The following is a 15341-nucleotide window of genomic DNA, read 5'->3' as shown; positions in this document are numbered from 1 at the left end:
AAAATAATGGATAAGATGACTAAACAAAGCGCACTTCAAGCACACAGCTGGGCAGGCATATTTCTGAGTGTACTACTATTTCTCGTGTGTTTATCAGGCACCATTGCGGTATTCCACTTGGAATTCGAACGATGGGAGCAGCCGCATATTCAAGAGATGGAGAATGTAACTCCAAGCGCCATAGAAAAAGCGATGGACAGTTTCTTGGAAAACAATACGCAAGAGACTCATCACTTGTATGTCGTTTTTCCTACGTCGGATATTCCTCGTTTAGTGGTAGAGAACGATCATATAGCGTTTTTTGCAGATACAGAGGGAAACTTACTTGAGAAAGAAGATGTGGGATTTACCCAAATGTTGGTCGACCTTCACCTGTATCTTAATTTGCCGCATAGCTGGGGAATGATACTGGTGAGTGCGCTCGGCGCGGTGATTTGCGCGTTGATATTCTCAGGTATTGTGGCACACAAGCGGATAACGAAAGACGCTTTTAAATTGCGCCGCAAAGGTAACGGACAGCAGGCACAAATCGATTTACACAACCGCTTTGGGTTGTGGGCGGCACCCTTTCATTTGCTCATTGGTGTAACGGGTGCCTATTTCGGTATGGCAGGAATCATTCTTGTTACAGTCGCTACTATTAGTTATGAAGGAGACCGAGAAACAGTTATCGATCAGATATTTACGCCTGATCCAGTGTTATCACCCCAAGAAGGGAAGCCAGCCATTGGCAAAGCGTTTGCGCAAATGACGACGTTAGCACCTGAAAAGTCTCCTATATTTCTTACTGTGCACGAAGTCGGAGAGCCTGAACAGTTTATTGAAATATATGCAAAAGCGCCAAATAGAATGATTTATGCCGAAGGCTATCGGTTTGATACCGCAGGAAATTATATTGGCGTTGCGGGTTACGAGCATGGAGAGTGGGGTAAGCAACTAGCTTGGTCTATGTATCGACTTCATTTCGGTGACTTTGCAGGTCTTATCAGCAAATGGCTGTACTTTGTGCTTGGTGTAATGCTCACTATGCTTTGTGTCTCGGGAGTGGAAATATGGCTAGCTAAAAAAGCACATCCACTTTTAGCGTCGCGTTTGTGGTATGCCACCGTATGGGGAAGTGTGAGTGCATTGGCCTTTACTGCCATAGCCGATATGCTGTCTGCATCGTCTTTAATTGGCATATTCTGGGGGATAATGGTACTTAATGTTGTTCTGACAATCCTAATCAAAGGCTTATCGAAAGCCATATGGCTGCTATTGTCAGGCATTAGCGTTTTACTTTTGCTCATTACTTACGCCGTAGTGCATGCAGAAGCATTCTTCACCGTATCTTCGCTCCAGCTAAATGGTCCCATGGCCGTATTTGTATTGTGGAGTTTTTGGCGAGTCAATCGCTTGTTTAAAAATGAAGACACGGTGCGGCAACACAGCGACGCTACACAGCATAATGCGCCTCAACCAGTGACACAGGCTTAGTTACGCTTCTTTTGCTTCCAAGTACCACCATAAACATAGTTTCGGTGGTGCTTGGCATTGGATTGGCAAGACTTACACACAATTAGCCAGCCATCTCCTACATTTATTCGATATTGAACGGATGCCAACACGCCACAACTGTCACATGCTCTTGCTTCTTTAAGCCTTTCTTTCTTTCCCATACGCCTCGTTTGTATTTCTATCCAACGCCAAAACCTTATTACTGTTATAGGGTAAAAAGACTAAGCACCGCCACACGGCAAACAGAAGCTAAACAAAACGTAATGCAACGAAATCGATATATGGCAGGTCATAATTAAGAGTTCAACCAGCAATAAAGCGTTACGCTTCGCTCTTGCATAAACACATTTAGAAACATTTTAGCTAAAAGCTAAGTAGAAGCGTCAAATTCCCTGTGGCACTATCTGGCAAGATTTATGGTATTGACGAGTGTGTGTCATTCAGTAACAAAACATTAAGGACGTTTTCAAATGATAAAAGTGTGCAAGCTTTCTTCAGTCGCACTGGCGGTAACGGTTTCTCTTCTCGCGGGATGCGGAGGAGGCGGTGGCAGTAGTTCTACAACGCCTACCACTCCGACAACGCCAACCACTCCTACAACGCCAACCACACCCGAAACCGGTGAGTGGGAAGCAGGTGTTTACGAAAGCCAGTCAAACTTCATTGCAAAATGCGCGTCACCAAGAACTGGCATCGACCCGTTTTCTGGCGAACCATATCCTGATACTCAAGGCACAGCCATGGATGAAAAACTTTGGCTACGCTCGTGGACCAATGACACATATCTTTGGTATGACGAAGTTCCAGACAACAACCCTGAAAACTTCTCTGTACTTGGCTATTTTGACCAGTTAAAAACCACTGAGTTAACGCCAAGCAATACGCCAAAAGACAATTTCCATTTTTCTCAGGCTACTGACGAATATAATCAGCTGTCACAATCGGGCGTTTCTTCAGGTTATGGTTTTGACTGGGAATTTGTAAACAATACGCCACCGCGTGAGCTTGTAGTGAGATATACCGAAGATAATTCACCAGCAGCACAAGCTGGTGTGCCCCGCGGTGCCAAGTTAACGCGTGTTAATGGCGTTGATTTTGTGAACGATAATACCCAGTCTGGCGTGAACCTTATAAATGCTGGGTTGTTTCCTGAAAATGCTGGCACAACCGTAAGTTTCGAGTTTGAATTGCAAGACGGTTCGACCTTGTCTACTGATATTACATCAGGTGATATAGTGGTTTCTCCAGTACAAAACGTAAAAGTGCTGGATACCGCCTCAGGCAAAATGGGCTATTTTCAATTCAATACCTTTATTCGGACTGCACAAGAAGGGTTGATAGGGGCTTTCAATCAATTTGTTGATGAGAACGTAACAGAACTTGTCATTGACTTACGTTATAACGGTGGTGGTTTATTGGCTTTGGCATCTCAGATGTCGTATATGGTTGCAGGCCCTAGTCAAACCAATAACGCCACTTTTGAAACTTTAAGATTTAATGATAAGAATCCGACAAGAAACCCTGTGACAGGAAGCACTATTAGGCCCACACCTTTCTACTCAAACGAAATTGATTACGTGGAAGGCGTGTTAACTGATAACGTACTACCTAGTTTATCGTTAACTCGTGTTTATGTTATTACCACTGGCGCCACATGCTCTGCCAGTGAGGCGGTTATGAATGCGCTAAGTGGAATAGATGTTGAAGTGGTTCAAATTGGTTCAACGACCTGTGGTAAGCCCTACGGTTTCTATCCAACTGATAACTGTGGTGAAACCTACTTTACCATTCAGTTTCAGGGCGTGAATAATAAAGGCTTTGGCGACTATGCCGACGGCTTTATGCCCACAACTACGCCTAACTTTGGTTTTGAACTACCTGGATGTGAAGTGCAAGACGATTTCACTAAACGTTTAGGCGATCCTGAAGAGGGGATGTTATCTGCGGCGTTACAATACTCAGAAACGGGTACATGTCCAGTAGTGGCAACGTCGGTCCAGCCAATTGAAGAGCGTGCTTCAAGTCATTCTCAGGCAGAAAATTTATTGTCAATACAAACGCCTGATGAAAGAAAAGAAGCCTTGTTTTTACACAACAAAATTAACGAGCCAATTATTTCGGAGCCCAAGTAATGAGATACGCAGCATACGTTGGAGCATCGCTACTTACGTTATCGTTAATGGGAGGATGTATGCTGACGCAATCTGATGAGGCAACTCCTGCAACGCTTACCTCGGTTTCGTTATCGCAAAAGGCAGGTATCGCAGAGGTTATTAGCGCTTGGTATGGCGGTATTGATATCACACTTGCTGATAATGTCTTCACAGATTCCTCTGAACTTTCTATCGAACGAAAAGTGCATAAAGATGATAGGGGGCTGCCAATAAAAGGGCGTCACGATAATCCTGTGTTTACTTTTAGTTTGCTAAAACAGGGTGAAAAATGTGTTTTGCGCAATAACCAAACGGGTGAAACGCAAGTTATTGAAGGGCTTTCTTGTAAAAGCAGTGATGTTTGAGCGCGCCTTTTGATAAGCTGAAAACAACACCAAGCCCCATAAAAAAAAGCGCCTAACGGCGCTTTTTTTATCAAATGTTGGACTAGCCAAAGTAACGTTGGGGTTTTTCTAATGTTTGTTACTCGGCTGTTTTGGTCTTGAAGTGTTGCTTCTAGATGCAGAAGTCCCTGACCGGCCATTCTTATTGGCTTGCCCCGCACTATTGCGATTTTGTTTTGACCCGTTCCTGCCTTTATTCGTATTTTTGCGTTGAAACGACGGCGGAAGGCCAGTGTGTTTAGTTAGCGCACGTTCACCACGTCGACCTCGAGATGCTTTTTGGCGCTTCTCATCGGCTGTCTCTGGTGGCACAAGGTGTTGCGGGCCGCGGCCAATTAAGTCTTCACATCCCATTTTTATCAAAGCCTCACGTATTTGAGCGAAGTTTTTCGGGTCGTGATAACGCAGCATCGCCTTGTGTAGTCTTCGGTGAATTTCCCCTTTAGCAGAGGGCACTTCTTCGCTGTCTTTGGTGACCTTACGCAACGAGTTCACTTCGGTATGGTACATAGTAGTCGCAGTAGCCATAGGTGACGGATAGAAGTTCTGTACCTGATCTAGCTTGAATTTATTTTCTTTTAGCCAAATGGCCAGACTCAGCATATCTTCATCGGTTGTTCCCGGATGAGAAGCAATGAAGTAAGGAATAAGATACTGCTTTTTACCTGCTTCTTGTGAGTATTTATCAAACAACTCTTTAAAGCGATAGTAGCTGCCCATTCCAGGCTTCATCATCTTAGAAAGCGGCCCTTCTTCGGTATGTTCTGGTGCAATCTTCAAATAGCCGCCGACGTGATGAAGCGCAAGCTCTTTCACATATTCAGGGTCTTCCACGGCAAGGTCATAGCGTACACCCGATGCAATAAGTATTTTTTTAATACCTGGCAGGTTACGCGCTCGGCGATACAAGTCGATGGTAGGCTTGTGATCAGTATCCATATGCGCACAGATACTGGGGTAAACACAAGACGGGCGCCTGCAGGTTGCTTCGGCCTTCGGGCTCTTACAGCGCAGTCGATACATGTTTGCCGTTGGGCCACCTAAATCAGAGATAACACCAGTAAAACCAGGCACAGTGTCGCGAATTTGCTCAATCTCTCGAATAATAGAATCTTCAGAGCGGCTTTGAATAATACGACCTTCGTGCTCGGTAATAGAGCAGAATGTGCACCCGCCATAACAGCCACGCATAATATTGATACTAAAACGTATCATGTCGTAGGCAAGAATTTTTGCATCGCCATAGACAGGGTGAGGTACGCGTTGATAGGGTAAGTCAAACACCGCGTCCATTTCATCTGTTTCTAGTGGCATGGCCGGCGGGTTGATCCAAATATGTCTATCGCCGTGGCGCTGCATCAGGGCTCTTGCACAGCCAGGGTTGGTTTCTTGGTGTAAGATGCGCGATGTATGGGCGTAAAGTACCTTGTTATCTTTTACTGTCTCATAGGCTGGTAGTTTTACGTAGACGTTTTCCCACGGCTTGCGTTTCTCTTTTTCCTTTTGAGCAGGTTGAATGACAATAGGCGTGGCTTCTGGCGCTTCACTGCTTTTAGCGTCTTTGTCTTGAGAGTCGCATTCAGGTTCCATTTGATACGGACTAGGGATCGGATCTATTTTTCCGGGCCTATCTAATGATGTCGAATCAACTCCTTGCCACTCTGGCAGTGCTTCTTTTACGATAATGGCCGTGCCGCGAATGTCTCGTAAATCGGCAATATTTTCGCCTGCTGCTAATCGGTGTGTAACTTCAACAAGCGGGCGTTCGGCATTACCGAAAAATAGCATATCGGCCTTTGAATCAAATAACACTGAGCGGCGTACTTTCTCACTCCAATAGTCATAGTGAGCAATACGTCTGAGGCTTGCTTCTATACCGCCAACGATCACAGGTACGCCCTTAAATGCTTCCCGACAGCGTTGTGAGTAAACAGTTACCGCGCGGTCTGGTCGTTTACCGCCAACATTCCCCGGTGTGTAGGCGTCATCATGGCGCAACTTTTTATCTGATGTATAGCGGTTGATCATTGAGTCCATATTGCCCGCAGTGACACCGAAATACAGGTTGGGTTTACCCAACTTCATAAAGTCATCTTTACTGGTCCAGTCGGGCTGAGAGATGATGCCTACGCGAAAACCATGTGCCTCAAGTACCCGACCAATAACAGCCATTCCAAAGCTTGGATGGTCAACATACGCATCGCCGGTAACCAAAATTACGTCACAACTGTCCCAACCTAGGGCGTCCATCTCTTCCTTCGACATTGGTAAGAAAGGCGCTGTCCCGAGGCAGTGCGGCCAATATTTGGGGTAAGAAAACAGACCGCGGTCGGCTTTTATGGTGGCTTGCATAGTATTCACATCTAGATAAAACAGAAAATGGCTGAAATGCGCGTGAGCAGAATTCAGATTTGAGGGGTAATTATAACAGTCTTATTGGATAGACGGTATAGCACTGTCATTAAATTACAGCGCTTTGTTTGCCAGAATGCTTTCACATTTATGCTAGATTTTGTTTACCATAAACTCGTTTAGGAAGTGAATGAGGCGTGTGATTTGGTTATTCCAAATAAACACCGAGTAAAGTAGCATGTATCGTGTAGACCTACCATGTTGTTGAAACGTATCACAAAAGGTCGACATGCAATAAAAATTATAATGTCTTGAATGCACTCTAAGGCTGACAGAACGATTTTCGTTTAACACACATTTTATCACTGGGGCTATTATGGCTTATTGGTTATTCAAAACAGAACCTGACGCGTTTTCCATTGACGATTTGGCCAATAGAGAAAACCAGACCGAACCTTGGGACGGTGTGCGAAACTATCAAGCCAGAAACTTTTTACGCGATGATGTGGCGCTTGGTGATCGCGTGTTCATTTACCACTCTAGCTGTAAACACGTTGGTATTGCGGGTGTCGCTGAAGTTGTTAAAGCAGGTTATCCAGACGCCACGCAATTTGACCCTGAGTCTAATTATTACGATCCCAAATCACTGCCAGAATCACCACGCTGGTTTCGCGTAGATGTGAAATTTGTCGAAAAATTTCACAAGGTATTGCCTTTGGCAGAAATAAAGGCGATGCCTGCTATTGTTGAATTGCCGTTAGTTAAAAAAGGTGGCCGTTTAAGTATCATGCCGGTGAGCGAGAGCGAATGGCAGCAGCTCTATGCCGCTGCCAGATAGCGTAATCGCATTATTTTATTTTGAAAGTGTAAAGCGGGTATCAGCATCGCGAAGTAGATAAAGGGCAAAGCACGCACCCCACATCGGCCATGCAGCGAAAAATAACAAGTTATTGAATGCATCAATGTATTGTGGGAATGACGATAACGTAGACCCACCGTGAAGCAGAAATATAAGGCCGTAAGTGTAACGTTTAGCAACGCCTGCTAAAAATGCCAATACAAGGGCTAGCTGAAGTGCCCCCATAATGTAAACGGCCGTTTCAGCTAAACCACCAATGCCGTAAAAGTGTTCAAAGATTTTCATGCTATGAGCAGGGTTAACGAATTTGTCGAGTGTCCAGACAAACATGACAATGAAAATGGTGATGCGCAGTGACAGTAGCGCCCAGCCTAAACGATTAGAAATATCTGATTGAGTGTTTTGCATAATAGCTCCGAGTTTTAATTATGTGACACAATAGAACGAGTGTTCAAAAAAATAATTTCAAAAATTTTTTTGTTATTGAAAATAAATATGTGCTGAAATTTTTCAGAGTACGTATCGGTCTTGTCGAACAAGAAATAAAAAATTGGATTGGTAAATGAGAAAAGTAATTGGCGTAGCCGCTAGTGCATTAGCGCTTGCCGTTAGTCAGGGGATTGCGGCGCAACAAGTATCAGATATTGAAGTGGTTGAAGTAAAAGGTGATAAGCAATCACTTGATACCCTCTACCCAGGTGACAATACCTTAAAAGGGCTATTTGGCGATGGTTTAACCGCAGCAGAAACACCGCGCTCAGTGACTTCATTATCAGCAGAGACCATAGAAGCGCTCAACATCAACGACTTGCATGATATTGTGAAAGCTGCGCCAAATGCCTATGCTTCTAGCGGTTTTGGTACGCCGAGCTTGCCTAGTATCCGCGGACAGTTGGGAGAGCTATTTCAAGACGGAGTGCGTCGACAAGCGGGTAATAATGGTTTTGGTTTACCACTATCGTTTAACAGTGTTGAACAAATTGACGTTGTAAAAGGTCCTTCACCTGTGTTGTTTGGTAGCACGCAGCGCAACGGCGGCTTTGTTAATTTACAAACCAAGGTAGCGCCCACTGCAGAAAGTCAGGGCAAAGTAACGCTGCGCGCTGGACGCTGGGACCAATACTCTGCACAGGTTGATTATGGCACTGCCATAGAGGAAGGTAAAAGTGGGGTTCGCGTAAGTGCTGAGTACCTAGACCATGGTAGTTTCTATGACTTTGCAAATCGAGAAAGTACCAATGTGTTTGTAGCCTATCGCTATACGCCAAGTGACGTGCTGACGTGGGACGTTAGCGCAGAATATTATGACACTGATTACCCAGACAATGCTGGTATTAACCGTCCTACACAAGATTTAATCGATAACGGTATTTATATTACCGGGCAGGGCGTACAAGCCAACGGTAGTACTGTACCTGGTGCTGGCGCTATTATTTCACCTACCGGCGAAGTGGTTATCCCTAGAAATCGCGTTTTTACTAATCCAAACGATATCAATGGTGCTGAAACCACCATTTTGCGCAGTAACGTTGAGTATCAATATTCTGAGCAAATAGCAGTGCGTAATGTGTCATATTATCAGTATCTAGAGCGCGAAGAAATTGCACAAAATAGCTTTGTAGAGATTATTGATGGTGCGGACACTTTTGAAAACCGCACCGAAGTGGATGTTAAGTGGGATAATTCGCAACTTACTACATTTGGTTTGGCTATTCGCTACAACGATGTGCTTGGCTACAGTCAATTTACAACTGAAGCTGACAACCCGATTGATTTAACAGGGCCGCTTTCTAATCGTGTTATTGAGCTTACCGATGCGCAAAAAGCGCGTTTAGTAGAATTGCGTCCGGGCGTGTTTGTATCACCTGGTGCGCAATACGACCTTGATGGGGATGGGGCTGGCGATTTTAATCTTTCAGATACAACCGATTCCACAGCATGGCAAACAGGTTTAGCGTTGCAGCAACGCTCAACGTGGACCGACAGGTTCTCGACCATTGCTGGTGTTCGCATGGATTACTACGATGTTGAAGCACGTGATCCTCTAGCGCCAGAAGGGGTAGAGGCGGCGTCAGACAGCTATAGTGATACCCTTACTAGTTACCAAATAAGCGCATTATATAAGCTCAACAATGCCGTAAATGTTTATGCTGCTTTCTCAGAGAATGATGCTACGTCTAATAGTATGGCGGGCGGAACTGTGCTTGGCGGCAACAACGAGATAAATCCGTTGAACTTTGCTACTGAAAATACCCTGTACGAGGTTGGCATTAAATACGCCCCGAGTAACACTTGGTATGCCGAGGCGTCTGTTTTTGACCAAACACGTAGCTTGCGAAATCGTGACGGCAGTAATAGCGGCGTTAAAACACAAGGGGTAGAACTACAACTGTTCTATCAAGCAGATGATTATTGGGTTAATGCTGCGTATAGCTATCTTGATGCACGTTTTGATGATTCAGCGGCATTTCAAGGTACGTCACAAGTTGCCGATGCATTTGACAACAGTCGCCCTGATATCATTGAAGGCAATGCTGTCGGATCGCCGTCATTTACTGCATTCGCACCATCTAATTCACGTGTACAGGGAATTCCTCCGCAAATTATTTCTATCAATGCTGGGTGGCAGGTAAGTGATGACGTGCGTGTAGGAGCAAGTGCTTTGTATACCAAGTCATTCCCGCTTGATTTCTTACAAACTGTTAAAATACGCGACCAATATACAATAGACTTAAATGCAGACTATTTTGTGAACGACGATTTGCGCCTGCGTTTAGACATTATTAATGTCACTGACGAAGAGAACTGGCAACCATTGTTCGAAGGCGGCTATTTTGGCGCAACCTTGGTAATGCCGAATGTGCCAAGGCATGCACAAGTTACCATGCAGTATGCGTTTTAAGGAGTAAGAATCACAATGTTTAAAAAAATAGCGCTTTTGGCAGTGATCGCTGCCGCTATCACAGGCTTCTTCTATTTCGACTTTAATAGCTATTTAACCTTGGAAGGTATGAAGGGATCGCTGACTACTTTTCAACGTGAAATAGAAGCGAACCCTGTAGTCAGCATTGGCGTATTTTTCGCAGTTTACGTGGCTGTGACGGCGCTGTCTTTACCAGGAGCTGCTATTTTGACTCTTGCGGCTGGCGCACTGTTTGGCCTAGCGCAAGGGCTTGTCATTGTCTCATTTGCCTCAAGCATTGGTGCCACACTTGCTTTTCTGGTGTCGCGTTTCATATTGCGAGATACGGTGCGCAATAAGTTTAAAGACAAACTTAACAAGATTGATGAAGGCGTAGAAAAGCAAGGCGCTTTTTACTTATTTACGCTGCGCTTAGTGCCAGTATTTCCTTTCTTTCTTATCAACTTATTAATGGGTCTTACTTCACTTAAGACATGGACATTCTATTGGGTTAGCCAAGTGGGTATGCTCGCGGGGACCGCAGTGTATGTGAATGCCGGAACGCAGTTGGCGCAAATTGATAGCTTAGCCGGCATTGTATCTCCGGGTCTTATCTTTTCTTTCGTGTTGCTCGGTATTTTTCCCTGGATTGCGAAAGCTATTGTTGCGGTTGTAAATCGTCGTCGCGTTTATAAAGGCTACACAAAACCAAAGAGCTTCGATCGCAACTTGGTTGTGATTGGTGCAGGCGCGGGTGGCTTGGTAACAAGTTATATTGCAGCGGCAGTAAAAGCAAAAGTAACCCTTGTTGAAGCAGGCGAAATGGGCGGCGATTGCCTTAATTATGGCTGTGTACCAAGTAAAGCTATTATTAAATCTGCAAAAGTTGCTACTCAAATGCGACATGCTGACAGCTATGGTTTAGATTCGGTCACGCCCACGATGTCTTTTAAGAATATTATGGCTAGGGTCCACGACGTTATTGCTGCTATTGCGCCAAATGACAGTGTTGAGCGCTACACTAATCTGGGCGTCGATGTAGTCAAAGGCTACGCCAAAATTATCGACCCTTGGACGGTAGAAATTAAGAAAGATGATGGTGGAATTCAAACCCTAACAACGAAGAATATTGTTGTAGCTACGGGGGCCGCGCCTTTTGTACCTGATTTGCCGGGGATTAAAGACAGTGGGTATGTAACTTCTGACACTCTTTGGACAAAATTTGCTGACAAAGAAGATGCGCCCAAAAGGCTTATTGTGCTTGGCGGTGGGCCGATCGGTTGTGAATTAGCACAAGCATTTTCTCGTTTAGGAAGTGCAGTTACTCAGGTTGAGCTGGCACCACGATTGATGGGTCGAGAAGATGCTGACGTTGCCGAATATGCAGAGTCAGTGCTGCGAGAGAGCGGTGTAAATGTGCTTACATCACATAAAGCACTTCGATTTGAACACAAGGACGGTGTGAAGGTACTTATTGCTGAAAAAGAAGGGCAAGAACTGGCTATCGAATATGATGAAGTCATTGTGGCGGTAGGTCGCAAAGCAAGGCTCACGGGCTTTGGCCTTGAAGATTTAGGTATTCAGTTTGACCGTACCATAGAAACTGACGAGTACTTACAAACATTAATGCCAAATATTTTTGCAGCTGGTGACGTGGTAGGCCCTTATCAATTCACTCATGTTGCAGCGCACCAAGCATGGTATGCGGCGGTAAATGCTCTGTTTGGCACCTTTAAGAAGTTTAAAGTCGATTACCGCGTAATTCCATGGACAACGTTTATTGACCCTGAGGTGGCGCGCGTGGGTCTTAACGAACGTGAGGCTAAAGAACAAGGAATAGAGGTTGAAGTAACGCGCTATGAGTTTGCCGAATTAGATAGAGCGGTTGCCGAGAGTGCGCGCAAGGGCTTCATTAAAGTGCTCACGCCACCAGGTAAAGATAAAATTCTAGGTGTAACGATTGTCTCTGAACACGCTGGGGATTTACTTGCTGAGTTTGTCATTGCTATGAAATACGATCTGGGTCTTAATAAAATTCTTGGGACCATTCACGCGTATCCTACATGGGCTGAAGGCGCGAAATATGCAGCTGGCAATTGGAAGCGCGCTAACGCGCCGGAAAAGCTACTAAATTACGTAGAAAAGTTTCACACGTGGCGTCGCGGATAAGTCCTATGGTTTATTCCGCAGTTGGTTTGAGTTAATGGAAGTTCTCGTTAAAACTTGGCTAACTGCGGCTGCTGTGTGTTTTTTATATACGTGTAGCCCAAGTGTGGCGGCACAAGACACTAATCTTGTAACTCACTCATTAGCACGAAAAGTTAACAGCGTAAAACAAGATACCGAAACCGTGCACTTTTATGCATGGGGCGGTAGTGCTCAAGTAAATAGCTATTTGCAGTGGGTAAGCGAGCAAGTTTCGCAACAATACAACATTCGCTTTCAGCATGTGAAACTTGCCGATACAAGTGATGCAGTATCACGCGTATTGGCAGAAAAGGCCGCGGGAAATCATACAAACGGCAGTGTAGACCTTATTTGGATCAACGGTGAAAACTTTGCCGCTATGAAAGAGCATGGGTTATTAACCAAAAACTGGGTATCATCACTTAAATATTTCCCTTTGACCAACCCACACGAAAATACAGCGATGGTGACGGATTTCGGGGAGTCAACACTCGGAATGGAAGCGCCTTGGGGTAAAGCATCATTAGTTTTTTATTATCGCCAGCAACACTTACAACACTTAGCAATTCCACCGCCACAAACTATTCATGAGCTGCTTGAATTTGCGCAACAGTCCCCCGGACGATTTACTTATCCTGTACCCAGTGACTACCTTGGAATTACTTTTCTTAAATATGCCATCATTGCCCTAAACGAAGATAGACAAAAAGTGTTCTATCAACCTGTTAGTGAAAGTGCGCTTAATAGCGTACTTCCCGCACTTTGGCAGTACTTAGACGCGTTGCACCCTGTCATGTGGCGACGTGGTGAAACCATGCTAAGGCAAGCATCGCAGTTACAACGGTTAATGGGCACTGGCGAGTTGTCGATAGCATTTTCATTCACTGCAGCAGAGATCCCAAGTGCAGTAGAACGCTTTGATCTTCCTAAAGACATACGCACCTATGTTATGCATGACGGCAGTCTTGCCAACGTACATTTTGTAGGGTTGACTTACAACTCTTCAGTAAAAACCGCGGCGAAGACCGTAGTAGATTTTTTATTGTCACCCAAGGCACAAGCGCAAAAACAAAAACTAAAGGTGTGGGGGGATGAGTCTGTGCTTGATTTATCGCTACTTAGCCCAAGCGATAGGTCTTTGTTTGACCAAGAGGGGGGGCACCCTTCAGCTTTGGATAAATCACAGAAGGTTAAGCTGATAGCAGAGCCTCATTCAAGTTGGGCTGACGCTATTCGTAATGCTTGGTATAAGCGCTACGGAGTGCGCTACTGATGTTTACCTCTTTCACCGTTACCGCTAGGTGGCTTTTGTTATGTATTTTGTGCGTGCCGGTTGTGGGTGGCTTTGTGGGCGTTGTATTTCCAGCTTTAGGCTATTTCCCTGCAATAGGCGCAACGCAATTCAGCGCTCAACCGTTTGCAACCTTGTTCGCAACAAACGGTATTGCTAAAATGATGTTGCTATCGCTATTCACCGGCCTTGGCTCTACATTGTTAGCCTTTATTGGCGCGTGTTGTCTTCTCGCGTGGTGCTATCAAACTCGCTTTGTCGAAAAATTGCAGGCATTGCTAAGTCCATTTTTAGTCTTTCCTCATGCAGCTGCGGCCATTGCATTGCTTTTCGTGTTGAGTCCATCGGGCTTTTTCGCCCGTTTATTCACTACCGACACCGATATTTTGGTGACAACGTCAGCACATAGCTTTCCCCACGACCCTTATGGTTTAAGCGTGTTGTTTGCACTTGCACTTAAAGAATTACCGTTTATTTTGCTGATGGCGCTTGGGGTGATGTCTCAGCCGATTGTGGCCAAAAAAATATCTGGGTACAGCAACGTAGGCGCATCGCTAGGTTATACCAGCGTAGCGCGATTCTTTTTGTTGGTCCTGCCAACCATTTTCCCTCAAATTCGATTACCGTTGCTTGCGGTATTAGTATTTGCAACTTCAAATGTAGAAATTCCATTGATTTTGGGGCCGAATAATCCCAGCACGCTTGCCGTAGCCGTTCTACATTGGTTCAATCATATTGATTTGTCGATGCGATTGTTAGGTTCTGCGGGTGCTGTTCTGCAGGTCGGTATATCAAGCGCAGCACTGGGGCTATTTGTTGTTGGTGAGCGTATTGTAGCGGTACTGGGGCGAGCGCTTTTAGTAAATGGTAATCGCCGCTTTTTTGATAATGCCGTAGTGGTAACTGGTGTGTCTATATTCGCTGTTTATATGGTGCTAATAGGCACCATTATGTATAGCACTTTTGCTTATTCAGTGGCGTCCTACTGGGTATTTCCGAATTTATTCCCTGAAGATACGACATGGTTGCATTGGCAAACAGTAGTTAACGCTATTGAAAAGCCATTAAGCAACACACTCATTCTTGGAGGGCTAGTAAGTACTTCGTCTGTGTTATTAGTGTTGTTTGCACTGGAAAGCCAGGTACTAAAACCGACAAAGCGTGTAATGTCATTTGTCTTTTCCGTTTCAGTGTTTTTACCGCTGCTTGTTCCAGGCATTGCGTTTTTGTACGGGTTAGTATGGCTGCAGCAGTTAGTACTTCAATCTGCTATATGGTTTCATACGTATATAGCCCATATGGTTTACGTTGTGCCGTACGTCTATTTGTCGCTTGCGGTAGCGTATCGTAAATTTGACGCTCGCTATATTGTGGTGGCACAAAGCCTTGGTAAGTCACCGTGGCAAGTATTTGTGTATATCAAATTACCATTGATGCTGGGAGCTATCCTTATTGCGTGGGCTTTAGGCCTTGCTATCAGTTTCAGCCAATACTTACCAACATTATTGGCATCGGGGGGCGTTATTCCTACAGTAACTACTGAAGCAGTAGCATCGGCATCAGGCAGCAGTACACGTCTTAGCGCTGTTTACGTCATTATTCAAGCCACATTACCACTAATAGGGTTTGTACTAGCGTGGACCTTGCCTCGTTTCATGTTCAATCCCAAACAAGGTGTTTCATGAGTATCAACAAT

At 44.9% G+C, this 15341-nt stretch carries 11 protein-coding genes; 8 read left to right on the top strand and 3 right to left on the bottom strand.

Features of this window, described 5'->3' with window-relative positions; genetic code table 11:
* Window positions 1-6: 6 nt before the first annotated feature.
* Window positions 7-1476, top strand: coding sequence for a PepSY-associated TM helix domain-containing protein (locus OZ660_RS11345; protein WP_274740976.1), 1470 nt, complete (start codon window positions 7-9; stop codon window positions 1474-1476).
* Here OZ660_RS11345 and OZ660_RS11340 read toward each other — a convergent pair.
* Entirely contained in the window at window positions 1473-1658 is a 186-nt protein-coding gene (locus OZ660_RS11340) for a hypothetical protein (RefSeq protein WP_226433587.1), read from the bottom strand. The genes OZ660_RS11345 and OZ660_RS11340 overlap by 4 nt on opposite strands.
* 309 nt (window positions 1659-1967) lie before the next feature.
* On the opposite strand from OZ660_RS11340, the gene OZ660_RS11335 reads away from it, so the two are divergent.
* Both OZ660_RS11335 and OZ660_RS11330 read left to right on the top strand, forming a co-directional pair.
* Window positions 1968-3629: a S41 family peptidase gene (locus OZ660_RS11335; RefSeq protein WP_274740975.1), complete on the top strand. Its 1662-nt coding sequence runs from the start codon at window positions 1968-1970 to the stop codon at window positions 3627-3629.
* Window positions 3629-4015, top strand: a complete 387-nt coding sequence (locus OZ660_RS11330; protein WP_274740974.1) for a hypothetical protein — start codon at window positions 3629-3631, stop codon at window positions 4013-4015. Before OZ660_RS11335 ends, OZ660_RS11330 begins: the two co-directional genes overlap by 1 nt.
* Before the next feature lie 108 nt (window positions 4016-4123).
* Here the strand turns inward: OZ660_RS11330 and OZ660_RS11325 are convergent, their stop codons facing one another.
* A complete protein-coding gene (locus tag OZ660_RS11325; protein ID WP_274740973.1) occupies window positions 4124-6406 on the bottom strand; it encodes a YgiQ family radical SAM protein in 2283 nt (760 codons plus the stop codon).
* Between the two features lie 376 nt (window positions 6407-6782).
* On the opposite strand from OZ660_RS11325, the gene OZ660_RS11320 reads away from it, so the two are divergent.
* On the top strand, window positions 6783-7244 hold the full coding sequence (locus OZ660_RS11320; protein ID WP_274740972.1) for an EVE domain-containing protein: 462 nt from the start codon (window positions 6783-6785) through the stop codon (window positions 7242-7244).
* A 15-nt stretch (window positions 7245-7259) separates the two neighbouring features.
* Here the strand turns inward: OZ660_RS11320 and OZ660_RS11315 are convergent, their stop codons facing one another.
* Entirely contained in the window at window positions 7260-7673 is a 414-nt protein-coding gene (locus OZ660_RS11315; protein WP_202261681.1) for a hypothetical protein, read from the bottom strand.
* Window positions 7674-7827: 154 nt separating this feature from the next.
* Here OZ660_RS11315 and OZ660_RS11310 point away from each other — a divergent pair, with 154 nt between their 5' ends.
* Genes OZ660_RS11310 through OZ660_RS11295 form a run of 4 tightly spaced genes read left to right on the top strand, consistent with a single transcriptional unit; the run spans window position 7828 to window position 15330 of the window.
* Window positions 7828-10167, top strand: a complete 2340-nt coding sequence (locus OZ660_RS11310; RefSeq protein WP_274740971.1) for a TonB-dependent receptor — start codon at window positions 7828-7830, stop codon at window positions 10165-10167.
* Between the two features lie 15 nt (window positions 10168-10182).
* A complete protein-coding gene (locus OZ660_RS11305; protein ID WP_274740970.1) occupies window positions 10183-12336 on the top strand; it encodes an FAD-dependent oxidoreductase in 2154 nt (717 codons plus the stop codon).
* A gap of 34 nt (window positions 12337-12370) precedes the next feature.
* Window positions 12371-13627, top strand: coding sequence for an ABC transporter substrate-binding protein (locus tag OZ660_RS11300; protein ID WP_274740969.1), 1257 nt, complete (start codon window positions 12371-12373; stop codon window positions 13625-13627).
* Window positions 13627-15330 carry an ABC transporter permease gene (locus OZ660_RS11295; protein ID WP_274740968.1) on the top strand — a complete coding sequence of 568 codons (1704 nt, stop codon included), beginning with the start codon at window positions 13627-13629 and terminating at the stop codon, window positions 15328-15330. Before OZ660_RS11300 ends, OZ660_RS11295 begins: the two co-directional genes overlap by 1 nt.
* The last annotated feature ends 11 nt before the right edge of the window (window positions 15331-15341 follow it).

Origin of the sequence: Alteromonas sp. 009811495 (genome assembly GCF_028865455.1) — a bacterium.
Taxonomy (GTDB): domain Bacteria; phylum Pseudomonadota; class Gammaproteobacteria; order Enterobacterales; family Alteromonadaceae; genus Alteromonas.
This window is presented reverse-complemented; position numbering and strand designations above follow the sequence as displayed.

Coding starts and splice junctions, on each gene's coding strand:
- OZ660_RS11345 (WP_274740976.1), top strand. CDS start 7: ATGGATAAGATGACTAAACAAAGCGCACTTCAAGCACACAGCTGGGCA.
- OZ660_RS11335 (WP_274740975.1), top strand. CDS start 1,968: ATGATAAAAGTGTGCAAGCTTTCTTCAGTCGCACTGGCGGTAACGGTT.
- OZ660_RS11315 (WP_202261681.1), bottom strand. CDS start 7,673: ATGCAAAACACTCAATCAGATATTTCTAATCGTTTAGGCTGGGCGCTA.
- OZ660_RS11320 (WP_274740972.1), top strand. CDS start 6,783: ATGGCTTATTGGTTATTCAAAACAGAACCTGACGCGTTTTCCATTGAC.
- OZ660_RS11305 (WP_274740970.1), top strand. CDS start 10,183: ATGTTTAAAAAAATAGCGCTTTTGGCAGTGATCGCTGCCGCTATCACA.
- OZ660_RS11310 (WP_274740971.1), top strand. CDS start 7,828: ATGAGAAAAGTAATTGGCGTAGCCGCTAGTGCATTAGCGCTTGCCGTT.
- OZ660_RS11325 (WP_274740973.1), bottom strand. CDS start 6,406: ATGCAAGCCACCATAAAAGCCGACCGCGGTCTGTTTTCTTACCCCAAA.
- OZ660_RS11295 (WP_274740968.1), top strand. CDS start 13,627: ATGTTTACCTCTTTCACCGTTACCGCTAGGTGGCTTTTGTTATGTATT.
- OZ660_RS11330 (WP_274740974.1), top strand. CDS start 3,629: ATGAGATACGCAGCATACGTTGGAGCATCGCTACTTACGTTATCGTTA.
- OZ660_RS11300 (WP_274740969.1), top strand. CDS start 12,371: ATGGAAGTTCTCGTTAAAACTTGGCTAACTGCGGCTGCTGTGTGTTTT.
- OZ660_RS11340 (WP_226433587.1), bottom strand. CDS start 1,658: ATGGGAAAGAAAGAAAGGCTTAAAGAAGCAAGAGCATGTGACAGTTGT.